Below are 24064 nucleotides of genomic sequence, written 5' to 3' on the forward strand. Positions count from 1 at the left end.
ACATTTTTTTAACCGCCAAGTTGTTGTTTGTATCGCATTCCCCCCAGATGTTCTATTCTATTACTCGCATGGAAAGCCCAGATCGGCACGGAACTGGCCGGTAAAAAGAACATTGAAATCAGGAGTCAGGACTCATGGCTGTAGGGATCAGAAGCAGGGCATTCGGGCGTTGGTTAGCGCCGTTTGTGGCATTGCTGGTCGTGTTTCAACTCACGGCATGCGGCGATAAAGAGCCGGAGCAACGCAAAGCTTTTATCGATTATTTGCAAAATACCGTGATGCGCAGCGGGCAGAATCTGCCGTCGCTGAGCGAAGATCAAAAACAGAAGTTCGGCAATTACGCTAACGATTACGGCATCATTCTGTCGTTCTCGCGTCAGCTGAAGTCATCGGTTGAAGGCGGTCTGGTGCCGGCGGTTAGCGCCATTGGTCAGATTCGTGCTCCGCAGGACTACATGACGCAACGCTCTGCGCTGCAACAGGCGGCGGGTTCGTTAAATCTTCTGAGTGCGCAAATTCGTGACTCGAAGAATAAAGCGGATACCGCGATAGCCGCGCTGAAGCAGCCGGATGATTTGAAAGCGGTTTATGGTCAGGTTTATTCCAATGTCGTGACCGAACCGGCTAACGTGCTGACACCGCTGGTGCCTGCGCTCAGCAGCTTCACTCAGGACATCATTGCCGTGGGCGATTACCTGCAACAGCAGGGCAATCAGGTGGCTTTCGCCAATGGCGGCGTGCAATTCCCGACTCAGCAGCAGGCAACGCAGTACAACACCATGATGTCGAATCTGGTGGGCAAACAGCAGACGCTGCTCAGCGCGCAGAAAGTCGCGCAAGGCGATTACAGCCATTAATTTCTGGTAACTTGCTGAATTATTGTTAAATAATCAGGCCACGTGGGAAACCTCGTGGCTTTTTTGTCTCTTGCTCCAGCGTCAGGATCTGTAAATTTATAAAAAATAACAATTTCTCACCTGCAACTGGCTGCGATTTACTCTACTTTTCAGCAATACATTTTCCTCTTTCCCGACTTTATCGATTAAGGATCTATGAATGAAACGTCAGACGATGACTTTGCTGGCCGCACTGGTAATGACCCCGACGCTAGCGATGGCGGCTGATGCCACCACCGCCGATTTCACCCCGGCTCAGCAAGAAGCGATTGGCAAGATTGCGGCCGATTACATGGTCGCGCACCCAGAAATTTTGGTGCAGGTGAGCCAGAAGTTGCAGGCCCAGCAGGCTGACCAGCAGCAGCAACAGGCTCAGGATGCCGTGCTGGCTAACGCCAAAGCGCTGGTGAATGACCCGGCGACGCCAAGCTATGGCCCGAAAGATGCCAAAGTCGCGTTTGTGGAGTTCTTCGATTACCAATGCCTGTATTGCAGCCGTATGGCCCCGCTGGTAGAGCAAACGGTGAAGGCCAACCCAACGGTGCGTTTCGTGTTTAAAGAGTGGCCAATCTTCGGCGATCGTTGGAAAGAGTCGATCACGGCCGCTGAAACCGGCATGGCAGTGTGGAAAGAGAAGGGCTCTCAGGCTTACTTCGACTATCACAACAGCCTTTATCGCACTGGCCATGACGAGGGTAAGTTGACTAACGCGGATATCGCCGCCGCGGTTAAAGCAGCGAAAGCCAGCACGCCAAGCGCAGAACAGCTGAAAGCGACCCATGAAGCTCTGGCATCCAATGACGAATTGGCGCGTACTTTAGGCTTCGGCGGCACGCCCGGCTTCGTCGTGATGCCAACCTCTGGCGCCACCGCTGCAAACACCACCGTATTGCCAGGTGCCGTGTCTGCCGAGGAGTTACAGGCCGCCATCGTCAAAGCTCAGGGTAAATAACCCGCTAGCCACACCTTCAGGCTCCTCGATTGGGGGGCCTGATATTTTTTCGCATCTCGTGAGTTGCCCGACCTCTTTTCTTCACCTCTCCCCAACCGTAATTTTCTTTCAACCTTCCCCTCGTAAACCGGTTCATTGACGGCGCTCATACAGCTGGCCGCTTTTTATACAGATTTTTTGTCGTCATCGAAAAATAAATTGTGATGAATGTCACATTTTAATAACAAAGCGACAAAGTAAAAATGTGATTTTAATCACATTTTAAGGGCGATAACGCGCAAAAATTATTCGTTGTACCTAAGTTTCAGGGGTGTTTTGTGATGAAAGTCACTAAAAAGTGGGGTATGACGGGGTGGGCTGCGTGATCTTGCTCACGTAATGCGCAGCGTCTACGCGGTGCCATAATCACGTGGTAGAGTCCGCCTCGCAGACAGCAATTCGACGGACGGATTTTTAAAGCAGTGGCACGAAAACCGTATTAACCGTCACCGATAATTAACAGATATCACGCGCTCTTATTGTTAGCGCGTATCAATAGGGGTGCGTTTTATGTTTTCACCAGACGTTAAGGTCGGAGTTCAAAACTTTGGCCGCTTCCTGAGTAACATGGTGATGCCTAACATCGGGGCATTTATTGCCTGGGGTATCATCACGGCGCTGTTCATCCCAACGGGTTGGTTGCCTAACGAAACGTTAGCGAAGCTGGTTGGCCCGATGATCACTTACCTGCTGCCATTGTTGATCGGTTTCACCGGTGGACGTCTGGTTGGCGGCGACCGTGGCGGCGTGGTGGGTGCTATCACCACCATGGGCGTTATCGTCGGTGCAGACATGCCGATGTTCCTCGGTGCGATGATTGCAGGTCCGCTGGGCGGCTGGTGTATCAAGCGCTTTGACCGTCTGGTTGACGGCAAAATCAAAAGCGGCTTCGAGATGCTGGTTAACAACTTCTCAGCCGGTATCATCGGTATGCTGCTGGCGATCCTCGCCTTCTTAGCTATCGGCCCGCTGGTGGAAGCGCTGTCCAAAGTGTTGGCGGCTGGCGTGCATATCATGGTTATCCATAACCTGCTGCCACTGGCTTCTATCTTTGTTGAACCAGCGAAAATCCTGTTCCTCAACAACGCCATCAACCACGGTATCTTCTCTCCACTGGGTATCCAGCAGGCGACTGAAACCGGTAAATCAATCTTCTTCCTGATCGAAGCTAACCCAGGTCCGGGTATGGGCGTACTGATGGCCTATATGTTCTTCGGTCGTGGCAGCGCTAAACAGTCAGCTGGCGGCGCGGCAATCATCCACTTCTTCGGTGGTATCCACGAAATTTACTTCCCATACGTGCTGATGAACCCGCGCCTGCTGTTGGCGGTAATTCTGGGCGGTATGACTGGCGTGTTCACCCTGACCGTATTGAACGGCGGTCTGGTTTCTCCAGCGTCTCCGGGCTCTATCCTCGCGGTTCTGGCGATGACGCCAAAAGGCACTTACTTCGCTAACATCGCGGCAATCGTGGCGGCCTTCGCGGTCTCCTTCATCGTGTCTGCTTTCCTGCTGAAAACCAGCAAAGTGAAAGAGGGCGACGATCTGGACGAAGCCACTCGCCGCGTTCAAGACATGAAAGCACAATCTAAAGGCGGCAAAGCTTCTACCGCTGGCGTGGCTGGCGACCTGTCTACCGTGCGTAAAATCATCGTGGCTTGTGACGCAGGTATGGGTTCAAGTGCCATGGGTGCAGGCGTGCTGCGTAAGAAAGTGCAGGATGCTGGCCTGACTAACATCAGCGTCACCAACAGCGCGATTAACAGCCTGCCGGACGACGTGGACTTGGTTATCACCCACCGTGACCTGACCGAACGTGCAATGCGCCAAGTGCCACACGCACAGCACATTTCACTGACTAACTTCCTCGACAGCGGCCTGTACACTGATCTGACTGCCCGTCTGGTTGAAGTGAACAAAACCAGCCAGTACAAAGAGAAAGTGAACACTACGCTGAGCGACAGCCTGGTGAGTGAGCAAGAGAACGAACACCTGTTCCGCCTGAGCGAAAGCAACATCTTCCTCGGCCTGCAGGCGAGCAATAAAGAAGACGCGATCCGCTTCGCCGGTGAGCAGCTGGTGAAAGGCGGTTACGTTCAGCAGGAGTACGTTGAAGCGATGCTGGCTCGTGAGCAGCTGACCTCGACTTACCTCGGCGAATCTATCGCAGTACCGCACGGGACTATCGAAGCGAAAGACCGCGTGCTGAAAACCGGTATCGTGTTCTGCCAGTATCCAGCGGGCATTCGCTGGGGCGATGACGAAGATGACTCAGCCCGTCTGGTTATTGGTATTGCGGCGCGTAATAATGAGCACATCAACGTGATCACCAAGCTGACCACGGCGCTGGACGAAGATGGCGTGATTGACCGTCTGGCCAACACCACCAGCGTTGAAGAGGTTCTGACCATCCTTCGCGGCTAATCAGCCAACAAGGGAAACGGTCGAGAGTATTACTAAGCGGGTCTTTCGAGACCCGCTTGTTGATTCGGACTCGAAGGAAATATTGTTATGAAAGCACTACATTTTGGCGCGGGCAATATTGGCCGTGGATTTATCGGTAAACTGTTGGCCGATGCGCAAGTTGAATTAACCTTCGCTGACGTCAGCCCTGTGCTGCTGGAAGCCTTAAACAGCCGTCATGGTTACGACGTGCACGTGGTTGGCGAGAAGGCCAGTGTCGAGCCAGTGAAAAACGTTAACGCGGTCAACAGCGCAGGTCAGGAAGCTATCGACCTGATCGCTAAAGTCGACCTAGTGACCACCGCCGTTGGCCCAACCGTGTTGGAAAAAATCGCGCCGAACGTGGCGAAAGGCCTGGTTCTACGTCACCAGCAGGGCAATGAGTCTCCGCTGAATATCATCGCTTGTGAAAACATGGTGCGCGGCACCAGCCAGTTCAAACAGCACGTGTTCAACGCGCTGCCGGAAGATGAGAAAGCCTGGGTCGAAGCGCACGTCGGCTTCGTCGACTCAGCCGTTGACCGTATCGTGCCTCCGGCTGCGGCGGGCACCACGGATCCGCTGGAAGTGACGGTTGAAACCTTCAGCGAGTGGATTGTCGATCAGACCCAGTTCAAAGGCCCGTTGCCGACTATCGCCGGTATGGAGCCAACGGATAACCTGATGGCGTTCGTCGAGCGCAAGCTGTTTACCCTGAACACCGGTCACGCGATCACCGCGTATCTCGGCCAGCAGGCAGGCCACGCGACGATCCGTGATGCGATTCTGGACGAGAAAATCCGTCTGGTCGTGCGCGGTGCGATGGAAGAGAGTGGTCAGGTGCTGATCAACCGCTACGGTTTTGACCCGGAAAAGCACTTCGCTTACATCGAAAAAATCATTACCCGCTTCGAAAATCCATATCTGCATGACGACGTTGAGCGCGTTGGCCGCCAGCCATTGCGTAAACTGAGCGCGGGCGATCGTTTAATCAAGCCACTGCTGGGTACACTGGAATATAATCTGCCACACAACAATTTGGTGATCGGTATCGCCGCCGCAATGCACTACCGCAGCGATGAAGATCAGCAAGCCAAAGAGTGGGCAGAGTTGCTGGAAAAAGTCGGTCCAAAAGCGGCGCTGGCCCAGGTTTCAGGCCTGCCAGAAGACGGCGAAGTTGTCGCGCAAGCCGTGAGCATCTACGAGAAAAAGCACTAATTTTCAAAAATTAATGCCCAAGTGATGGAGCTACAGCGGTTCGCGCCGTTGTAGCTTTAAGCACCACTGGGACTCACGGATGACTATGGACACATCAGAAGCCGTAATTCATGACGCGATTCTTAACGTAAGTAACTCGATGGAAAAAGCACAGGCGTTTGAAAACCGGGTACTGGAAAAACTGAACGCAGGCAAATCTGTGCGCAGCTTCTTGATGACTGCCGTAGAATTACTGGCTGAAGCGCTGGATATTCTGGTGATTCAGGTATTCCGCAAAGACGATTACGCGGTGAAATATGCCGTCGAGCCTTTATTGACCGGCAACGGCCCGCTGGGCGATCTGTCCGTCAGGCTCAAATTGATTTATGCGCTGGGCGTGATCAGCCGCCATGAATATGAAGACGCCGAGCTGCTAATGGCGCTGCGCGAAGAGTTAAATTATGACGGTGAAGACTATCGTTTTACCGACGATGAAATCCTTGGCCCCTTTGGCGAACTGCACTGCGTAGCCGCACTTCCCCCTGCGCCAACCTTCCTCAAACCCGGTGAAGCCGACGAATCCCTGATCGCCATGCAGCAGCAGCGCTATCAGCAAATTGTCCGTTCCACCATGGTGCTTTCCATTACCGGGCTGATTGCTCATATCAGCAATCAGCAGCCGTCGCGGCTCTCTCCCGTTCAGCGTTAATCCCTTTGTTACTTAGAAAACGCGCTAGTTAAAAGCATGGCGTAACTCGTCAAACATCAGCCAGACGGCGGTGATCGCCATCAGCCCGGCCATGATGCTGTTGAACAGTTTCAGCTTCCACGTCACCCGCAGGGCCTGGCGCAGACGGTCGCCCATCACCACCCAAACCAGAATGCACGGCAGGTTGATCAGCGCGAAACCGATACAAATCATCAAGGTATGGCTTAACAATGCCCCTTCGCGCGGAGTGAAGAGGATCGCCACGTTGGTCGCCATCAGCCAGGCTTTGGGGTTCACCGCCTGAAACAGCGCGCCGTGGATCATCTTCATCGGTGCTTGCTCCGCACCTTCTCCGGGCGTGCCGGAGCGATAAATTTTCCACGACAGCCAGAACAGATAGGCGCAGCCCAACACCGCCATCGGCAGGCGGATCACCTGCATCCAGCTGAGTAAAATCGCCAAAAGAGAGGTGGTGAGTGCGCACTGGATCACGCAGCCAAGGGTGATGCCGAGCATCATCGGCACGGTGCGGCGCAGGCCGAAATTCACGCCAGAGGCGGCGAGTAAAATGTTATTCGGGCCGGGCGTTATCGACATGACGGTGACGTAACTGACAAAAGCGGTGTCCAGCATAGGGCGTTCCTCGGAAAAAAATCTGTACCGCCAGAGTAAACAGTCAGTCAGTTAGGTAACAGAACCAAAAATAAGCTATTGTCATGGTTACAGTTGTACTAAAAATAAACTGTACTCATTCAATTTTGCGGAACTGACACCATGGCCGAGATGCTAACCCCTTTGATCGATGCAAACAGCGCGGGCGACACGCGCTACAACCTGTTGGCCGATAATCTGGCTGAGGCGATTCGGCGCGGCACCTTGCCCGCTGGCAGCCGTTTGCCTTCGGTGCGGCGCTCGGCCCAGACCTATTCGGTCAGCATTAATACCGTGGTGGCGGCCTATCGCCGGTTGGAAGATCGCGGGCTGATTGAAGCGCGGCCGCAGTCGGGATTCTACGTGCGCACGGCGCTCCCGGCCCTGGAGGTGCGGCACTTGCCCCACGGGCCAGCGTCGGAGCCAGCCGACAACGTGCTGGACCTGATCGATACCGTGTTTGCCGCGCAAATCAACCCGGCCTACACCAATCTCTCGCTGGCTTGCCCGCAGGCCAACGACTTCTACCCCGGCGCCAAGCTGGGGCGCATCATGTCCTCGCTGCTGCGCCGCCAGCCACACTTGATTGGCCAGTACGCGCTGCCGCCGGGGAATCTGCCGCTGCGCCAGCAAATCGCCCGGCGCTCGCTGGCTCTGGGCATGATGCTGGAAGCCGCCGACATCACTCTGACCCACGGCTGTATGGAAGCGCTGCAACTGGCGCTGCGCGTCATCACCCAGCCGGGCGACAGCGTCGGGCTGGAGACGCCGACCTACTTCTATTTGCTGCCGCTGCTGGCGAGCCTTGGGCTGAAAGCGGTGGAAATCCCTACCGATCCGCAGACCGGCCTGTCTCTCGACGCCCTTGAATTGATGCTCAATGAGAAGCGGCTAAACGCGGTGATCGCCATGCCAACCGCGCAAAACCCTATGGGCTTCACTATGCCGCTGGCGGCGAAAAAACGGCTGGCGCGCCTGATGAACGATCATCGCGTGCCGCTGATAGAAGACGGACTGTATGCCGAAATTCAGTTTAGCGACGCGCTCTCTCCGGCGGTGAAATCCTTCGACAAGTACGGCTGGGTGCTGTTTTGCACCAGCTTCACCAAGACGCTGGCCCCCGATTTTCGCATTGGCTGGATTGCGGGCGGGCGCTTCGCCGACAAACTTCGCAAGCTGAAGGCGGTGTCGTCGATGACCGAGTCCTCTTTGCTGTCGCAAACGCTGGCGGTGTTCCTCGAGTCAGGGGGTTACGACCACCATCTGCGCAGTTTACGCCGCCGCTATGAGGCGCAGGTCGACGAAGCGCGAGCGCTGATTGCGCAATATTTCCCGCAGGGAACTCGCTCCACTCGGCCGATGGGCGGTTTTGTGTTTTGGGTAGATTTCCCGGCGGGCGTGGATACCGTGGCACTCTTTAAGCAGCTGATTGAAGAGAAAATCTGCCTGACGCCGGGCACGCTGTACTCGCCGAGCGGGCGCTACAGCAATGGCCTGCGGCTCTCCTGCTGTTATCCTTTTGACGTGCGTTACACCGCCGCGCTGGCGCGCCTGGGGCAGCGAGCCTGTGAGATGAGCGGCTTGCCGCCGGGGCTGGCGGAAACTACCGATGATGCGCGGGCTGATGAAACCCGCACTTCCTGATACACTAGCGGCTATTGTCTTTAGCAACATCGTGCCCGCTGCGGCACCTACGGGTCGAAAATACTATGAAAGAAGTCGAAAAAGCCGAAATCAAACGCCTCAGTGACATGCTGGACGCGTTGAACCACAAAGATGCGACCGTTATCCAACAGGGTAACGCTGAGCTGATTGCCAAGCATGAAGAAGAGAAAGAGAAGCTGGCGGCCGAAATCGCTCGCCTGAAAGACGTGCGCGTTAAGAAGCTGAGCAAAGAAGCGCAAAAGCTGGAAACGCTGCCATTTAGCCGCGAAATCACTAAGAAAGAGCAGGCCGACATGGGCACGCTGAAGAAAACCGTGCGTGGCATCGTGGTGGTTCACCCGATGACCGCGCTGGGCCGCGAAATGGGCCTGAAAGTGGTGACCGGTTACGCCAAAAAAGCCTTTTGATCAACGTTGCACCCCGAATCTTGTGAGATCCGGGGTGCGGTTGCACACCTAAACTTTAGGTTTATTACCTTATTTCAAAGCATCCAGGAAGGTTGTGGTGTACTCGTAATCCTTAGTTTGCTGAGGATTTTGAGTACAGGTTGCCAGATCGCCCATCCCTGGGAAGTCACGTACCAGCGACCAGATAGATACCAGATTTAGCCCTTTCTGTTTGGAGTATTGCGCGGTCTGCGTTGCGTCCTGGAAGCTGAACATCTCGCCTGCTGCATCGTTCTGACCAATCATTGGGATCACCCCAATCATCTTGTACAGATCGGCTTCTGATTTTGCCGGATAAATCTGTGCCAGATTGGCCTTGGTTCCTTCAATCGCACTCACTGCCGCATCGCCCATATCCAGATTCGCTGGACCGTAGTCCATCGCCATAATCTGTATGCTCAACGTTAAGCCAATTTCTTTGGCGTAGTTGATCATCGCTAGACCTTCGCTTGTCAGGCCAGTGGTCGCAACCGGTAGTGTCAGGCTAAACCACAGTGATGGCTCTTGTTTCTGGGCATCAAGTGCGGCAGGGAAAGCCACCTTGTAGTTATATTGACTAGGGGTTTCAAAATCGAAATCAATATGTTTAACATTGAAATCTTTTTTAAGATCTAGATAGATTTTGGTCAGCTCTGCCTGAGTTTTACAAACTGAAGGGTCAACGCCGCTTGCGCCACCAAAGGCCACGATAGCTTCACCGCCAGCTCGATTAATGATGTCACTGATTGGCTTAATCGCGTTGTAAGGGAAGTAAGAGTTACCCCACATTAGTTGCTTAGTCCCGTTATCAACGACCAAGAAGGCTAAATGGAATTTCTTCACGCCGAGGGCCAATGCTTCGGTGACATATTTGGTGTTGATCGCGGGAGGGGTGGTGGTCCAGTTAGCATTGATGGTGACATCAACATAAGGTGCGAAGCTGATTGAGGTCGCCACAGGATGCAATGTTTTCGCTGAGATCGCCTCGCTATAGGCCGAGATGTTCTTGCTAGCATCAAAGGCAGCTACGCAGAAACTGTATTGCGTATCGGCAGATAAATCGTTCAGGTTGCAAGCTATTGTTGTTACGTCGATAGTCTGGCTAACGCCGCCTTCGGGGGTGTATTTCACTTTATAGCCGGTGACTGCAACGTCGTCCGTAGAGGCATTCCAGCTCAGGGATACTGAAGAATCAGTCACATTATTGACGCTCAGGGCCGTCGGTACACTTGGTGCTGTGGTGTCGATAATAACTTGTTCGGTGGTGACCTGAATGGCAGCAGAAGGTGTGGAGGTATTACCTGCTGCATCTACCGCAACAACTGAAACAGTGTAAGTCGTTGCTGAGGCAAGATTGCGCAGTACAGCGGTTGTACCTGTTGCCACATGAGTTTTTGCCGTTGAACCTGCGGCCTGATAAGACACGACGTAGTGATCAACGCCGATATTATCGGTAGAAGCATTCCAGCTCAAAGAGGCGCTATTGCTGGTTACGCTGAGCGATTTAAGGCCATCAGGAGCCGTTGGCGCAGTGGTATCTGGGTTGGCATTACCGTTAATGGCATCTTTCCCATTAACCCAATAAGCCACTGGCAATACGTTCATATTGCCGCCGTTGGGGAAACTTGCATTTATGGAGAAGGATAAGGTTTCACCATTGGCGATATTTTGCAGATGCGACACCAGATGGCCGATAAGCATATCGCCAGTCTGGATGAAATCGAAACCGGTATTCGCTGATGCAGTAAAGTGTTGGCCAAGTTGAATTTTTATTTCAGGATTAACTATCGTTGCACCTGTATTATTAGTCATATCAAATTCAAGAGTACCGGACCATGCACTTGCACCATTCCAGCGAGATTTAAAGGTTACGTTAATTTGTTCAGACATTTCGAATCTCCATTTATGTGGTTGTCTCTTATTAAGACGTAATCAACGTAATCCGTAATTCTGTGATAAGGTAATCAGGGTTTCTTAGTAATTGTCACTGGGGTATAAACATAATAATTAAATATGAAGAATCATCAGATCTCATAATCATTTTGATTGCATGAGATTGATTTTATTATGTGTGATCTTTGTGTTTTAGATCATTAGCGCTATCATTCTTTAAATTTATACGGTTAGCCCGCAACAGGTTTTCTCTTGTTCTATTAGACCTTATCAGCCTTTATCTTCACGTGTTGTCACTATTAGGCTAACTGTTAGTCTTTAATCTCCGCTGCTTATTGCCCTTGTAAATTGGCAGAGGAATTAAACTCATAACCTATATAGTCATATCAAAGGGAGATATTATGTCTGATTTTATTTTGGTAGATAAACAAGATACGCGTTATAGCACTTTGCAGAAGGGGTTTAATTTACGATGGCCAACCAGTGGTAATGGAGCTGATTATATTTATGTTTGCCACTCGACACAGGATGTTATAGATGCCGCCAACGATGCACTGTTAAAAGGAAACCGAATCACCGTGCGCAGTGGGGGACATTGTTACGAAGGTTTTGTAGCGAATAAATTATCCGGAGAGGGAGAACAGCCTTTAGCCATTATTGATATTAGCCTGATGACCGGTATGATTTATCGTGAGGAAGGTGATGTCGTTTCTCCTTATGATCAATCTGCAACCTACAAATTCTCATTGTCGAGTGGAAATCAGAACTGGGACGGCTATGTCAATTTGTATAAAGGCGCAAATCGCACCATTCCTGGTGGGTCTTGTTATTCTGTCGGGGCAGGTGGTCATATAACCGGAGGCGGTTATGGTCTGCTTTCCCGTATGCATGGCCTGACTGTCGATTGGCTTTCCGGGGTTGATATTCTTATCCCTAATACCTGCGGGAACGGTATGGTGGCAAAACATGTCAACTTGTCTAGCGAGGGTAACGATCGTGATTTATTTATCGCCTGTCGTGGGGGGGGCGGTGGTAATTTTGGCATTGTGCTGAATTACTATTTTGCAGATTTGCCGGAGGCCCCTCAGAAGGCCTATTTGCTGACACTTTCCTATCCCTGGTCTGACTTCATTAGTCAGGATCAGTTCGATAATTTCATGCGCGCTTACTGGCAGTGGTTCGCTGATAATGATGCCGACTGGAATAGCGCGGATCTGGCGAAAGCTAATGGAGGGTTGTTTGCGTTACTGAAAGTTCAGCATCGTTCAACCGGTGATATTAATTTGATGGTGCAGTATACAGGAATCAATGGCACCGTCGGTGGAATTCAAGATCAGCCCTTTGTTGATTTTGTGAATACAATGAACGCCGCTGCGGGTTTTACTCCACAGGTTCGCCATGAAATACGTTTACACGGTGCTTTGCGCGGTGACGCAGAAATGAGCGCTTCAAAAGGCCATCCTGTTAAAGATGCGCGTCTGATGGACTGGCTATATCTTACACAAACTATTAATGGCTCAGGTGATAACCAACGCGGGAAGTATAAGTCCTGTTATCAGAAGGCTCAGTTTGGCCAGAGGGAATTGGATACGCTGTGGAATTATCTGAACATTACAGGCCGTCCCGAAATGAATCAAATGCTGGTGCAGTTTGATTCTTATGGTGGCTGTGTCAATGTTAATGATGAAATCAACAACCCAACTTCTGTTTTCCAGCGTAGCTCATTACTAAAAGCACAGTTCCAGATATATTGGAAAGATTATAATGATGATGAGATGTTTATCGGCTGGATGCAGGGTTTTTATGCCGCTTACTTCGCAGAATTTGGCGGTAAGCCAATGCTTGGAGATAACTATGAGGGGTGCTATATCAACTATCCTGATATTGACATGAAATATACAGATGAGTCTCACTATACAGTAGATAAAAATTGGTTAAGACTCTACTACGGAGATAAATCTACTCAGCTTATCGCCACAAAGAATAATGTTGATCCTCACAATATTTTCCGTAATGAACTTTCTATTCCATTAATTAAACCGTAATAAAATAAAATAAAATAAAGTAAAGCCCTGGCTTCCTTAAGGGAGTCAGGGCTTTTTTATTACCCATGTAAAACCACGCCCCGAGACGTGGTTTGTTTTTAAAATTAACTAAATAATTTTCCCTGAGAGGGAATATTATTTCAGGTTTACGTCTTCAACCTGATAAAAAGCATTGCTGGTATCAGAAATACTCCAGACACCCAGAATAACGTTATAGCCTTTCCGGTCAGCGGGAATAGTACATTTTTGCACAACAGGCGTAGTGGGGACTTGGCCTTTACCATCATAGTGGCAGAAAGGTGTTAAATCGAAATCTGCGCGAGTGAGTGGTTTATTTTGATTCCAGTCTGGTTTAGTAAGATAGTAATCCCAGCTTTCAGTTGCATGTTCCTTGGTAAGGGTCCAGACAAAGTTCATGTCTCCCGTTTTTTGATCTACTTGTTTCCAGCGTGTGGGTGTTTGAGCATCTAACTCATGGTATTGATCTTTACCAGCGCTGGCAATGTGTCCATCAGCCGGCCCTCCTTGCGGGAAACCTTTTGGCCCTTCAAGGCTCTGGGGTTCATACTGGATTGAACCGCAGTCTACGTTGCCTCCCTGACTACATAAAAATGATCGGCTTGCTGGGGAACTAATATAACCGTGAGCACTGGCAGCACCTGCTGACAATAAAAGTGCGGCGCCGATAGCCACAGACAGAATGTTTTTTTCGTTGAATGTAGTTTTCATTGGTATTTCCTTTTTTATACGAGGGGTATTCCTCGTTGAAAATATCTTATCCTTATTTCTCTGTGTGAAAAGTGGGTGTGAGAATAGCTAATTGATAAATGATGTTGCATGAATAGTAACGACGATTTTTAATGTAAATTCATTTTTTAAAATTAAAAATGATAAAAAAGCATTCTATATAAATAATTATTAATTGTTCCCATGTTTTATTTAACTGCGTGAGGTTTGTTGGCTTGAATGTTATTTTATACAATATTTATTTTTTTAATAAAATAAGAGGTGCATGCTTATATTGAAGGGGTAATATGTCCCCATAGAGTCCGAGTTATAATTGACGGAGTCAGTGATGCATAAGTATATAGGTCTAGTTCGCGGCTTGTTTACAGGTTTTTCTTCAGAAAGTCGGCAATCAATGATTGATGCCCTGTTATCTGTTTCGATGGCAGTTCTGCACGATATTTATCGTAATATGAGATTGCGTAGATGTTTTTTAGATGCTGCGATGTGCGGGCTTTTCGCATGGGGAGCCAGAGACATTATTATGATAATGGGATGGGGTTTGGAGTGGGCCGATATCGTAAGTGTAATAATTGGTTTTTTGGGAGTTGATTATATCGGTCATATTTTAAGAATTATTATTGGTCGATTGATTAATGTGAAATAAAAACGAAATACAGTAACATACCTCACAACCATGTAGCACTAAGCGTGATCTTTTAACATTAACTGACATTATGAAAACTTATTTTTTTTACATATAGAAACATAATATAATTATTATGGAATATAACTCACTCATTAATCTACTTTCTTACATCTTCATATGAATAATCATAAAAAGCTAGTGACATGCTAGTTGTTGTCACTAAAATGCAGGTGGATAAATAACATGGAACTATATAATGAATAGCAAGTTTATTATAAATAATATCATCTGTTTTGATGCGGATGATTTTACAGTTACCAGTATTACCAACAATACTTGTCGATGCCTTGCTGGGGTGAAAGGGCGTTGTCTTCTCGTATTGTTAGAATCAAAGGATAATGAGGTTACGACTAAAAAACAACTTCATTTTGACGTATGGGAAAAGTTTGGTTTTTATTCCAACGATAATTGTCTTCTACAAACTATATATTCTTTACGTAAGGAGTTAAAACAGTTAGGGCTGGAGGATATAATACTTACCTCCCCACGGTTAGGTTATAAGATAAATCCCAACTATGAGATAAGTATTTTATCAGAGAAGCTCCTTTCTGCCGGAGAGGCGATTGAGATGCATAATAATTGCCTTGTACAACAATATACAGAACCTCCCGTTACAGGGCTTGAGAGTAAAAATGCAATAACAATGATTTCTAGCCGGGTACCACCACCAGTATTAAAAAGCACAATGCTCGCAGTAATTCTTTTTTCCCTGTCGATCATATTATATATTGGTCTTCAGGAGCATGATGTATATCTGATTGGGAGTAAAGAGAGAATATCGCGACTCGAGTCAATGCATAAAGATCACAAGATCAATACTAAGAAATATTTACAGACCTGTAAGCCAAGCGATATTGAATCTACAACAGATGCAGACGTTTTTATTTGTAATAGCGATTTTGAAAACCAGAAAATTTTATAGCAGTAATTATTATATTCACCTGATTCGACACGTCCTCTGGTGGGGAAGTTAAGTTGCCCCACCAGATACCACGATATTGATATGGGTTAACATTATGTCTTTTTCAGCTATTTAACATGACGTTATTTACCCGCCGAACCAAACAACCTTCTGCCAAAATCCTCAATCTTGCGATTAATCAGCCGCATCTGCATGGTTTTATTCCAGCTGGCGGACAGCCCCGCTGCGTTCATTAATCGGCGATACTGCTCTTCGTCGAAAGGCATGTTGAAAGCGATGGAAATCGCCTCAGCCACCGACACGTCGCTGTTGCGGGTCATCAATTCAAAGGGTTTATCTCCGCTCACGCTGCCAGTGGCGATCACGCGGTAGAGCCAGCCGCATTTGCCGGTGTCTTGTAGCACCTGCGACATCTGCGGGCAGTGCAAAAAGGTATTGAGCTTGTAGCAGGGGGATCGCGGCTGAGTGACCTGAATCAGCGCGTCGCCCCAACGGAAAATATCGCCGATAAAGACGTTAGCTTCGGTCAGGCCGAGGGTGGATAAATTTTCCCCAAAGGCGGGCGGATGGAAACGCTCTTCCTGCTCGGGAAAGTGCTGGCGCAGCCACGCATAGTGCTCGCGGGGGAAGTGGCATAAGGCGCGATCTGGCCCGCCGTGGTAGCTGCTTTCGGCCTGCTCGTCACCTTCTAATCCTAGCGCTTTGAGCTGTAAAATACCGTCTACCTGCCGTTTGCCGATGGCGCTCGGTCGGTCATTGTCATAGGGTTTGACCGCGCCGATATACACGTCCGGGTAATGCATAAAAACCTCCTGTCATGTCGTTGCCCCTGGTGCTTCAGCATACCCCGCAATTGCTCGGCTAAACAGGCGAAAAAAATGCGCCCGATGGGGCGCATTTCACGGGGAGGGCGACAGGCTTAGAAAGTTTCCCAATTATCCTGACTGACACCCGCCGGGCGCGGCAGCAGCGGAGACTGCAACTGCGGCGCGCGCGGAGTGACTGACGCACTCTTGCTGTCACTGTCCGACAGGCGGAACACCGACACGGCTTCGGTCAGCAGGCGCGACTGCTCTTCGAGAGAGTCGGCGGCGGCGGCAGACTGCTCAACCAGCGCGGCGTTCTGCTGGGTGGTGCTGTCCATCTCGACAATGGCCTGGGAAATCTGCGTGATGCCCCGGCTCTGCTCGTCAGACGCGGAGGCAATCTCGCCCATAATGTCGCGCACGTTGGTCACCGACTGCACGATATCCTGCATGGTGCGCCCGGTGCTTTCGACCAGCTTGGCCCCGGTATTCACTCGCTCGACCGACTCGGCAATCAGCCCTTCAATCTCTTTGGCGGCCTGCGCGCTGCGCTGGGCCAGCGTGCGAACTTCAGAAGCCACCACCGAGAAGCCGCGTCCTTGCTCACCGGCGCGGGCAGCTTCCACCGCCGCGTTCAGCGCCAGAATGTTGGTCTGGAAGGCGATACCGTTGATAACGGAGGTTATCTCGGCGATGCGCTTGGAGCTGCTGGAGATCTGCTGCATGGTGAGCACCACGTCGCCGACCTGCTTGCCGCCGAGGGTGGCGGTTTGCGAGGCGTCAGAGGCCAGTTTGCTGGCATGGTGGGCGTTCTCGGCGTTTTGTTTCACTGTTGAACTGAGCTGCTCCATGCTGGCGGCGGTCTCTTCCACTGCCGCCGCCTGCTGCTCGGTGCGCGAGGATAAATCAGTATTCCCCGCGGCAATTTCCGCCGCCGCGTGGGACACCTGACCGACCCCCGTGCGAATTTCATAAATCATATTGCGCAGGTTCTGGCTCATTCCGGCCACGGCGTTCATTAACATGCCCAGCTCGTCGCGGCGGGCGGTAGGCTGCGCCGCCGTGAGATCCCCCTTGGCAATCAGCTCGGCGGTGGCCAGCGTGGCGCGCAGCGGATGGGTTAACTGGCGGGTGATGTGCCACGAGAACAGGGTGCCGATAACCAGCACCGCCAGCGTAATAATACCCATCAGCATCAGCGCTTTGTTGATGTCGGCGTGGGTGCTCTCCAGCTCGTTTTTGAAGATATCCGCCACTAATGCGTTCATATCATTGGCTTTTACCGCCAAGATTTGCGAGGCCGCCTTCTCGCGCTCGACGGCAGGCAGGTAAGCCACGACGTGTGATTTATAGCTCGCCAGCGCGTTCATCAGCGGGGCCAGCGTCTCTTGCTGGTTTGGCAACAGCAGGGCGTTGAGCTTGGTGGCATTGGCCTTGGTATCGTCAATCGCCTGCAATAATGGCACTTCTGACGCCTGAGTTGGGCTGAGCAGCAGGCCGCGAACGTAATAGCGGATGCTGATCAGCTTCTGAATCACTTCAGAAAGCGACATGCGAATCGATGGATCTACATCTTCTACCCGCAGCTGTTCTTGCAAGCGTTTGAGGATGTCCTCAGTGTCCGACAAGTTCCAGCTCTTGCGCACCGCGTCTTTTTCATCCACCGCGTGTTTGAAAGCCGCCTGCGCCTGTTTGTATTCACTAATTTTTACTGGCACCTGATCTAAATTGGCTTGATTCTTCGGCTCCCAGCTCATCTTGCCTTTGGACTCTTGTAGTAACTGCTCAACTTGGCCGATAAGTTGCTGGTTTTTCTCCAGATAAACGGGGTCGTAATTGAATTGGTATAAGGTGCGATTAAGACGTGCGTCGTGCAATAAGGTATTAATTTGATTGCTGAAATCAACCTTATCGGCCCGCTGGTCGATGCTTTTGAACTTCATCATCCCCACGGCGGATATCACCACGGCAATCAGCAAAATAAACCCCAGGCCCAGCCCGAGTTTGGTGCCGACTTTTAGATTATCGATGCGCTGTACTAAACCCATTCCCATCAGTATTTTCCCCCAACGTCCATGCTTAAAAAGAGATGCCTTTGTGAAGGGTCTATCGGAATGACTTAAGCCAAACTTTAGGGGGGTGAGGCAGGATATTTAAGAAGTGCGAGCAAGGTCTGAAAATTGAGAGAAAAGGCTGCAACAAGGGGGCGAAAAATGGGCGTAAAAAAGGCGGGGAAGCCCCCGCCTAATGTGCGTTGCTGAACCCCTAGGGGCGCGAAATTACTTCGCTTCAGCCAGACGTTTTGCCGCTTCGTCCCAGTTCACAACGTCCCAGAATGCTTTGATGTAGTCAGGGCGTTTGTTCTGGTATTTCAGGTAGTAAGCGTGTTCCCAAACGTCCAGGCCCAGCAGAGGGTAGCCAGATGCGCCAGAGATTGCTTCACCCATCAGCGGGCTGTCTTGGTTAGCAGTAGAAACTACCGCCAGTTTGCCGTCGGTTTTCAGCACCAGCCACGCCCAGCCTGAGCCGAAACGAGTAGTTGCTGCTTTCTCGAAGGTTTCTTTGAAAGCGTCAACGCTGCCGAAGTCACGTTCGATTGCCGCTTTCAGGTCGCCCTGCAGGGTGGTACCGGTTTTCAGGCCTTTCCAGAACAGGCTGTGGTTAGCGTGGCCACCTGCGTTGTTGCGCAGAGCAACTTTCTTGTCAGCTGGCACTTTGTCCAGGTTGGCAATCAGTTCTTCAACAGACAGTTTTGCCAGTTCTGGCAAGCTTTCCAGCGCAGCGTTAGCGTTGTTAACGTAGGTCTGGTGGTGTTTAGTGTGATGGATTTCCATCGTCTGTTTGTCGAAATGCGGTTCGAGTGCGTCGTATGCGTAAGGCAGTGATGGCAGTGAATAACTCATGTTCATCGTCTCCATAGTGTAGGGCGGCACCGTCATTGTGAGCACCGCGTAATCAGTAGGATCATTATAGTTAATTAAATGATATTGAAAATGATTATCTATGCTCCGCACTTTGTGCGGGTATTGTCTCAGGCCCGTCAGGCGGGGCTTTCGGCCGCCCTTAGAGCAAGTACAAATAAGCTGGTAATAAACAATCTAACGCTGAATTGAGAGCAATCCGACGCGCTTAGCCTCTCAACCTCTGTGGATGAGTATAGACCGTCGCCCGCCCCGGCTTGCTGAAGCCGACCAGCGTCAGGTTACAGCGTTCGGCGACATCCACCGCCAGTTGCGTGGCGGCGGAGACGGCAAACAGAATTTCGACGCCGCACATTGCGGCTTTCTGCACCATTTCATAGCTGGCGCGGCTCGATACCAGCGCCGCGCCCTGCTGCCAGTCGGCTTTCTTGGCCCGCACGCCGAGGATTTTATCCAGCGCGACGTGGCGGCCGACGTCTTCACAGCCGCCGAGCAGTTCGCCCTGTGGGCTAATCCATGCTCCGGCGTGAGTGCAGCCGGTGAGCTGGCCGATGGTTTGCACCGATTTCAACTGGCTCAGCGCCTGATCTAACAGCGCTAAATCAAAGGTTTGAGTAAAGGGCAGCGGCTTGAGCGGGCGGAACAGATCGCCAAGCTGCTCAATGCCACACACGCCGCAGCCGGTGCGTCCGGCCATCGCGCGGCGGCGCTCTTTTAAACCGCTAAAACGTCGGGTTGATAACTCGATGTTAACTTCGATGCCATTGCAGTTGGATGACACATCCATACCGTAAATGTCAGAGACGGATTCGATAATGCCTTCTGATAAAGAAAATCCGAGCGCGAAGGCGTCGAGATCTTTTGGCGACGCCATCATCACCACGTGAGAGATGCCGTTGTAGACCAGTGCTACCGGCACTTCTTCGGCGATCCAGTCATCCTCTGGCGCATCCAGATGCCCGCGCTGCATCACCGGCTTGCGGGTTGCCCCGACAATCGATGTCAGGGTCTGATCCTCTTTTTCGTCAGAAGGGTTCTGGCGCAGAACATCCATCGAAATAACCTTTTAAACACTACGAAATTTAAACAATATTTTAACGCTTCGCTTCTCAGAGGGGAAAGCCTGATTGCGCAAACCCGAGGCTAACGCGGCAGAAAGGCATTTTTGGTGTAGGACGCGTGAAGGGCAATTCTTAAAAATGGCGCTTTGCGCGGCGTAGTTTGGTAAAGCGGGGCTTGGCTGCTAGCTTTAAAATAGGTCTTAACGCGGGAGAATATGATGAAGCTAGTCGGCAGCTACACCAGTCCATACGTGCGTAAAATCTCAGTCATGCTGCTGGAGAAGGGCATTCCTTTTGAGTTTGTGAATGACCCGCCGAGCGAGCCGGGCAGCAAAATCACCGACTATAACCCGCTGGGCAAAGTGCCCGCGCTGGTCACTGACGAAGGCGAGGTGTTTTACGATTCGCCGATCATCGTGCAGTTTATCGAATTGCAGAATGCTTCCCCTACGCTGCTGCCCTGGCAGCCGCTGGAGGCATTGCGGGTTAAACAGATTGAGGCGCTGGCCGATGGCGTGACCGACGCCGCCGTGGCGCTGGTGTTAGAGAGCAAGCGCGATGCCGATAAGCGCAATGAAGAGTGGGTGGTAAGACAGCGCGCCAAGGTGCTGCGTGGCCTCGATACCTTAGAGCAGCATGCCGCAAATCGCACTTTGTTGAATGGCGAAAGCCTGAACGTGGCGGATATCGCCGTCGCCTGCGCACTGGGATATATCAACTATCGCCGCGTGGCTCCCGGCTGGTGCGTCGAGCGCCCGAAGCTGGTTTCGCTGGTAGAGCGCCTGTTCCAGCGCGAAAGCTTTTCCCGCACCGCGCCGCCTTAATCTAGCTCTTTCTTGCCGATCTATCCCCCTTTGAGCATCTCGTGCGCCTCCGGCTGAAAAGTTGTGAGGCTGCTCGAAGAGTTCCCTTTACATCCCGCCACTAATTTCCTCACTGCCTACGCTTTATACAGCATTCTGCGTTTTACTCTCGTTCAAGGCAGCATAAAGGAGATTCACCATGGCTTATGACAAGACCCCGCACGCCGTAAAACCCGAAGAGTATGGTTTCCCGCTGAAACTGAAAAAACGTTATGACAACTTTATCGGCGGCGAGTGGGTCGCGCCGGTGAAGGGCGAATACTATTCCAACCTGACGCCAATTACCGGCGAGGCGCTGTGCGAAGTGGCCAGCTCCAGCAAAGATGATATTGAACTGGCGCTGGACGCCGCCCACGCCGCCAAAGCCGCATGGGGCAAGACCTCAGTGCAGGAGCGTGCCAATCTGCTGCTCAAAGTCGCTGACCGTATGGAGCAAAATCTCGAGCTGCTGGCGAATGCCGAAACCTGGGATAACGGTAAGCCGATCCGCGAAACCTCGGGTGCCGACGTGCCGCTGGCTATCGACCATTTCCGCTATTTCGCCTCTTGCGTCCGCGCGCAGGAAGGCGGCATCAGTGAAATCGACAGCGAAACCGTGGCTTACCATTTCCACGAGCCGCTGGGCGTGGTGGCACAGATCATTCCGTGGAACTTCCCCCTGCTGATGGCCTGCTGGAAGATGGCACCGGCGCTGGCGGCGGGTAACTGCATTGTGATGAAACCTGCCAAGCTGACCCCGCTTTCCGTGCTGCTGCTGATGGATCTGCTGAAAGACATTCTGCCCGCTGGAGTCATCAACGTGGTTAACGGCGCGGGGGGCGAGATTGGCGAATATCTGGCGACGTCTAAACGCATCGCCAAAGTGGCCTTTACCGGCTCCACCGAAGTGGGCCAGCAGATTGCCGGATACGCCGCGCAAAACCTGATCCCCGCCACGCTGGAGCTGGGCGGCAAGTCGCCGAACATCTTTTTTGCGGACGTAATGGACAAAGAAGACAGCTTCTTCGACAAGGCGCTGGAGGGCTTCACCTTGTTTGCCTTCAACCAGGGCGAGGTCTGTACCTGCCCGAGCCGCGCCTTGGTGCAAGAGTCAATTTACGAACGCTTTATGGAAAGGGCGATCAAGCGCGTGGAGGCTATTCGCACCGGCAACCCGCTGGACGCGGATACCCAGATGGGCGCGCAGGTGTCGGCGGGCCAGATGAAAACCATTCTGGACTATATCGAAATCGGCAAGAAAGAGGGCGCTCAGGTGCTGACCGGCGGTGCACGCAAGAAACTGGAAGGCTCGCTCAATGAGGGTTATTACCTGCAACCGACCATCTTGCTGGGTAAAAACAACATGCGCGTGTTCCAGGAGGAGATCTTTGGGCCAGTGCTGGCCGTCACAACCTTTAAAGACATGGACGAGGCCCTGGAGATTGCCAACGATACGGCTTACGGGCTGGGAGCTGGGGTGTGGAGCCGCGACGGCAGCGTGGCCTACCACATGGGGCGGAACTTGCAGGCGGGGCGCGTTTGGACTAATTGTTACCATGCCTATCCGGCCCACGCGGCCTTCGGCGGCTATAAACAGTCGGGCATCGGACGCGAAACCCACAAGATGATGTTGGACCACTATCAGCAGACCAAGTGCCTGCTGGTCAGCTATTCCGATAAGCCGATGGGTCTGTTTTAAGCATAAAAAGAAGGTCCGCTATTGCGGACCTTTTTCTGCTACACCACGCTATTCGGTGCGACAAACACCTGACGGCGGCGGATAAACACGGCTACTAGGGCTAACCAGCACAGGCCGCTTATCAGGTTGAAAAGGTTGAATAAGCCACTTCCCCCCTCGACGTAAGCCACTTTCGCCAGCTCAATACCCAGCGTAAACACTGCCATGCTGATCATCCCCATCGCGGCGGATACCGTGCCTTTACTCATGGTGCTGGAAAACAGCGTTAGGCGATATAAGCCGGCGTTAGCCACCCCAATGCCGAAAGCGTAGAGGCTCAGCCCTGCTGTCATCCAGAAGTAGGCGTGGCCCGACAGCAGGGTGGCCGCCGCGGCAATAATCAGTCCGACTACCATGGGTCCGGCACCCAGCTTGATTAACTGCTCGACGCTGCGTTTGCCGGTCAGCTTCGCCAGCATGATATTGCCGATGATGAGCGCGCCGAAAATCGGCACCTGCAACAGGCCGTATTCGAACGGTGGCAGGCCTTCGCCGCTGATCAGAATCACCGGAGATTGGGCAATCCACGCCAGCAGCGGCAGGCTGGCAAAGCCAATGGCGAGCGCGCCGCACAGGAACTGACGGTTTTTCAGCACCTCTTTATAGTCTTTCCACAGGCTCTTCATGGAGAAGCTTTCGCCCAGGCGCGATGCGGTTTCCGGCATTGATTTCCACAGGCCCCAGAAGGCAATGGCGGCCAGCAGGGCGAACAGCACGAACATGGTTTCCCAAGGCGCGAACTGCACCAGCGCGGCTCCGGCCAGCGGCCCGAGTAGCGGCGCTATCAGCGCGACGTTAGCCATCATGGCGGTGATTTTGATGCACACCGACTCTTCGAAAGATTCCTGAATCGCTGCATACCCCACTGCGCCGATAAAGCACAGGCTAATCCCCTGCAAAAAGCGCATCACCATAAATTGCTCGATGCTTTGGGCGAACAAAATCGCCAGACAGGTTACGATGAAGAAACCGACCCCGGCCAGCATCACCGGCCGACGCCCACGGCGATCCGACAGCGGCCCGAGCAGCCATTGCAGGAACATGCCGCCAGCTAAATAGGCGGTCATCGAGGTTGGAACCCACTCTTCGCCAGCGTTAAAATTCGCCACCACGGCCAGCATGCCGGGTTGGATCATATCGTTGCCGATATAAGTGGCGAATTCAAAAAGCACCAGACAAAGCGGGAACAGAAGCGCCCGCCGATCCAAAAGGGACGCGGTATTTGGAGAGTTATGCATGTTGTTATTTCACGACGTAAGGCTAGATCATGGGAAACTAGCAAGAAAATAGGGACTGTCCGGGCGGGTAACGCAGGCGGGGCAGTAATGGCGGCTATTTTGCCGATTTTTTGAACTAAGCGCAATCCTCTTTTTGTGTTTAGCACTTTCTGAGAATGTCACTTTTAGCTTGTTAGCCCAGTTAAAG

20 protein-coding genes are annotated in these 24064 nt (G+C 51.8%); 12 read left to right on the plus strand and 8 right to left on the minus strand.

The genetic code is table 11. The features are described from left to right. Window positions 1-134 precede the first annotated feature (134 nt). From ACT3RR_RS11995 to ACT3RR_RS12015, 5 genes are all read left to right on the plus strand, one after another. The gene (locus tag ACT3RR_RS11995; protein WP_496200391.1) at window positions 135-857 is read left to right on the plus strand and encodes a DUF3053 domain-containing protein; all 723 of its coding nucleotides are present in this window, start codon (window positions 135-137) and stop codon (window positions 855-857) included. A 199-nt stretch (window positions 858-1056) separates the two neighbouring features. Beyond that, window positions 1057-1848 carry a DsbA family protein gene (locus ACT3RR_RS12000; protein WP_353503742.1) on the plus strand — a complete coding sequence of 264 codons (792 nt, stop codon included), beginning with the start codon at window positions 1057-1059 and terminating at the stop codon, window positions 1846-1848. 549 nt (window positions 1849-2397) lie between these two features. Continuing rightward, window positions 2398-4311 (plus strand): PTS mannitol transporter subunit IICBA, encoded by a 1914-nt coding sequence (locus ACT3RR_RS12005; protein WP_353503741.1) that lies wholly within the window; start codon window positions 2398-2400, stop codon window positions 4309-4311. Window positions 4312-4398: 87 nt separating this feature from the next. Then, window positions 4399-5547 carry a mannitol-1-phosphate 5-dehydrogenase gene (locus tag ACT3RR_RS12010; protein WP_396131767.1) on the plus strand — a complete coding sequence of 383 codons (1149 nt, stop codon included), beginning with the start codon at window positions 4399-4401 and terminating at the stop codon, window positions 5545-5547. Window positions 5548-5686: 139 nt separating this feature from the next. Beyond that, on the plus strand, window positions 5687-6235 hold the full coding sequence (locus ACT3RR_RS12015; protein ID WP_034794420.1) for an MltR family transcriptional regulator: 549 nt from the start codon (window positions 5687-5689) through the stop codon (window positions 6233-6235). Window positions 6236-6259: 24 nt separating this feature from the next. Here ACT3RR_RS12015 and ACT3RR_RS12020 read toward each other — a convergent pair whose 3' ends face one another. Then, window positions 6260-6868 carry a LysE family translocator gene (locus tag ACT3RR_RS12020; RefSeq protein WP_353503740.1) on the minus strand — a complete coding sequence of 203 codons (609 nt, stop codon included), beginning with the start codon at window positions 6866-6868 and terminating at the stop codon, window positions 6260-6262. A 150-nt stretch (window positions 6869-7018) separates the two neighbouring features. Here ACT3RR_RS12020 and ACT3RR_RS12025 point away from each other — a divergent pair, with 150 nt between their 5' ends. Together ACT3RR_RS12025 and ACT3RR_RS12030 are read left to right on the plus strand one after the other, a co-directional pair. Further along, entirely contained in the window at window positions 7019-8530 is a 1512-nt protein-coding gene (locus tag ACT3RR_RS12025; protein WP_496200483.1) for an aminotransferase-like domain-containing protein, read from the plus strand. 65 nt (window positions 8531-8595) lie between these two features. Beyond that, window positions 8596-8958: a YibL family ribosome-associated protein gene (locus tag ACT3RR_RS12030; protein WP_034794235.1), complete on the plus strand. Its 363-nt coding sequence runs from the start codon at window positions 8596-8598 to the stop codon at window positions 8956-8958. A 69-nt stretch (window positions 8959-9027) separates the two neighbouring features. On the opposite strand, the gene ACT3RR_RS12035 is transcribed toward ACT3RR_RS12030, so the two are convergent. After that, the gene (locus ACT3RR_RS12035; RefSeq protein WP_496200392.1) at window positions 9028-10866 is read right to left on the minus strand and encodes a fibronectin type III domain-containing protein; all 1839 of its coding nucleotides are present in this window, start codon (window positions 10864-10866) and stop codon (window positions 9028-9030) included. Between the two features lie 404 nt (window positions 10867-11270). Between ACT3RR_RS12035 and ACT3RR_RS12040 the strand changes: the two genes are divergently transcribed. Then, window positions 11271-12914, plus strand: coding sequence for a BBE domain-containing protein (locus ACT3RR_RS12040; RefSeq protein WP_496200393.1), 1644 nt, complete (start codon window positions 11271-11273; stop codon window positions 12912-12914). A 135-nt stretch (window positions 12915-13049) separates the two neighbouring features. Here the strand turns inward: ACT3RR_RS12040 and ACT3RR_RS12045 are convergent, their stop codons facing one another. After that, on the minus strand, window positions 13050-13643 hold the full coding sequence (locus ACT3RR_RS12045) for a lytic polysaccharide monooxygenase (RefSeq protein WP_353503737.1): 594 nt from the start codon (window positions 13641-13643) through the stop codon (window positions 13050-13052). 346 nt (window positions 13644-13989) lie between these two features. On the opposite strand from ACT3RR_RS12045, the gene ACT3RR_RS12050 reads away from it, so the two are divergent. Both ACT3RR_RS12050 and ACT3RR_RS12055 read left to right on the plus strand, forming a co-directional pair. Next, window positions 13990-14307 carry a phage holin, lambda family gene (locus ACT3RR_RS12050; protein WP_353503736.1) on the plus strand — a complete coding sequence of 106 codons (318 nt, stop codon included), beginning with the start codon at window positions 13990-13992 and terminating at the stop codon, window positions 14305-14307. 238 nt (window positions 14308-14545) lie between these two features. Then, entirely contained in the window at window positions 14546-15271 is a 726-nt protein-coding gene (locus tag ACT3RR_RS12055; RefSeq protein WP_353503735.1) for a winged helix-turn-helix domain-containing protein, read from the plus strand. 122 nt (window positions 15272-15393) lie between these two features. Here the strand turns inward: ACT3RR_RS12055 and yiiM are convergent, their stop codons facing one another. The 4 genes from yiiM to fdhD all read right to left on the minus strand — a co-directional run bounded on the left by yiiM (window position 15394) and on the right by fdhD (window position 20052). After that, entirely contained in the window at window positions 15394-16074 is a 681-nt protein-coding gene (gene yiiM, locus ACT3RR_RS12060; protein ID WP_441655961.1) for a 6-hydroxyaminopurine reductase, read from the minus strand. Window positions 16075-16190: 116 nt separating this feature from the next. Beyond that, window positions 16191-18131: a methyl-accepting chemotaxis protein gene (locus ACT3RR_RS12065; RefSeq protein ID WP_353503733.1), complete on the minus strand. Its 1941-nt coding sequence runs from the start codon at window positions 18129-18131 to the stop codon at window positions 16191-16193. A gap of 225 nt (window positions 18132-18356) precedes the next feature. Beyond that, window positions 18357-18980, minus strand: a complete 624-nt coding sequence (gene sodA / locus ACT3RR_RS12070; RefSeq protein WP_034794232.1) for a superoxide dismutase [Mn] — start codon at window positions 18978-18980, stop codon at window positions 18357-18359. Between the two features lie 226 nt (window positions 18981-19206). Continuing rightward, entirely contained in the window at window positions 19207-20052 is an 846-nt protein-coding gene (gene fdhD, locus ACT3RR_RS12075; RefSeq protein ID WP_496200394.1) for a formate dehydrogenase accessory sulfurtransferase FdhD, read from the minus strand. Between the two features lie 225 nt (window positions 20053-20277). On the opposite strand from fdhD, the gene ACT3RR_RS12080 reads away from it, so the two are divergent. Together ACT3RR_RS12080 and exaC are read left to right on the plus strand one after the other, a co-directional pair. Next, window positions 20278-20883, plus strand: coding sequence for a glutathione S-transferase (locus ACT3RR_RS12080; protein ID WP_496200484.1), 606 nt, complete (start codon window positions 20278-20280; stop codon window positions 20881-20883). Window positions 20884-21061: 178 nt separating this feature from the next. Further along, complete coding sequence (exaC, locus tag ACT3RR_RS12085) at window positions 21062-22600, plus strand: acetaldehyde dehydrogenase ExaC (RefSeq protein WP_353503731.1); 1539 nt, start codon at window positions 21062-21064, stop codon at window positions 22598-22600. Between the two features lie 38 nt (window positions 22601-22638). Here exaC and ACT3RR_RS12090 read toward each other — a convergent pair whose 3' ends face one another. Next, the gene (locus ACT3RR_RS12090; protein WP_496200395.1) at window positions 22639-23877 is read right to left on the minus strand and encodes an MFS transporter; all 1239 of its coding nucleotides are present in this window, start codon (window positions 23875-23877) and stop codon (window positions 22639-22641) included. Between the last annotated feature and the right edge of the window lie 187 nt (window positions 23878-24064).

Origin of the sequence: Ewingella sp. AOP8-B2-18 (assembly GCF_052376015.1) — a bacterium.
Taxonomy (GTDB): domain Bacteria; phylum Pseudomonadota; class Gammaproteobacteria; order Enterobacterales; family Enterobacteriaceae; genus Ewingella; species Ewingella allii.

Excerpts from the sequence above, each read along its gene's own strand:
- ACT3RR_RS11995 (WP_496200391.1), top strand. The coding sequence starts at position 135 with ATGGCTGTAGGGATCAGAAGCAGGGCATTCGGGCGTTGGTTAGCGCCG.
- ACT3RR_RS12000 (WP_353503742.1), top strand. The coding sequence starts at position 1,057 with ATGAAACGTCAGACGATGACTTTGCTGGCCGCACTGGTAATGACCCCG.
- ACT3RR_RS12005 (WP_353503741.1), top strand. The coding sequence starts at position 2,398 with ATGTTTTCACCAGACGTTAAGGTCGGAGTTCAAAACTTTGGCCGCTTC.
- ACT3RR_RS12010 (WP_396131767.1), top strand. The coding sequence starts at position 4,399 with ATGAAAGCACTACATTTTGGCGCGGGCAATATTGGCCGTGGATTTATC.
- ACT3RR_RS12015 (WP_034794420.1), top strand. The coding sequence starts at position 5,687 with ATGGAAAAAGCACAGGCGTTTGAAAACCGGGTACTGGAAAAACTGAAC.
- ACT3RR_RS12020 (WP_353503740.1), bottom strand. The coding sequence starts at position 6,868 with ATGCTGGACACCGCTTTTGTCAGTTACGTCACCGTCATGTCGATAACG.
- ACT3RR_RS12025 (WP_496200483.1), top strand. The coding sequence starts at position 7,019 with ATGCTAACCCCTTTGATCGATGCAAACAGCGCGGGCGACACGCGCTAC.
- ACT3RR_RS12030 (WP_034794235.1), top strand. The coding sequence starts at position 8,596 with ATGAAAGAAGTCGAAAAAGCCGAAATCAAACGCCTCAGTGACATGCTG.
- ACT3RR_RS12035 (WP_496200392.1), bottom strand. The coding sequence starts at position 10,866 with ATGTCTGAACAAATTAACGTAACCTTTAAATCTCGCTGGAATGGTGCA.
- ACT3RR_RS12040 (WP_496200393.1), top strand. The coding sequence starts at position 11,271 with ATGTCTGATTTTATTTTGGTAGATAAACAAGATACGCGTTATAGCACT.
- ACT3RR_RS12045 (WP_353503737.1), bottom strand. The coding sequence starts at position 13,643 with ATGAAAACTACATTCAACGAAAAAAACATTCTGTCTGTGGCTATCGGC.
- ACT3RR_RS12050 (WP_353503736.1), top strand. The coding sequence starts at position 13,990 with ATGCATAAGTATATAGGTCTAGTTCGCGGCTTGTTTACAGGTTTTTCT.
- ACT3RR_RS12055 (WP_353503735.1), top strand. The coding sequence starts at position 14,546 with ATGAATAGCAAGTTTATTATAAATAATATCATCTGTTTTGATGCGGAT.
- yiiM (WP_441655961.1), bottom strand. The coding sequence starts at position 16,074 with ATGCATTACCCGGACGTGTATATCGGCGCGGTCAAACCCTATGACAAT.
- ACT3RR_RS12065 (WP_353503733.1), bottom strand. The coding sequence starts at position 18,131 with ATGGGAATGGGTTTAGTACAGCGCATCGATAATCTAAAAGTCGGCACC.
- sodA (WP_034794232.1), bottom strand. The coding sequence starts at position 18,980 with ATGAGTTATTCACTGCCATCACTGCCTTACGCATACGACGCACTCGAA.
- fdhD (WP_496200394.1), bottom strand. The coding sequence starts at position 20,052 with ATGGATGTTCTGCGCCAGAACCCTTCTGACGAAAAAGAGGATCAGACC.
- ACT3RR_RS12080 (WP_496200484.1), top strand. The coding sequence starts at position 20,278 with ATGAAGCTAGTCGGCAGCTACACCAGTCCATACGTGCGTAAAATCTCA.
- exaC (WP_353503731.1), top strand. The coding sequence starts at position 21,062 with ATGGCTTATGACAAGACCCCGCACGCCGTAAAACCCGAAGAGTATGGT.
- ACT3RR_RS12090 (WP_496200395.1), bottom strand. The coding sequence starts at position 23,877 with ATGCATAACTCTCCAAATACCGCGTCCCTTTTGGATCGGCGGGCGCTT.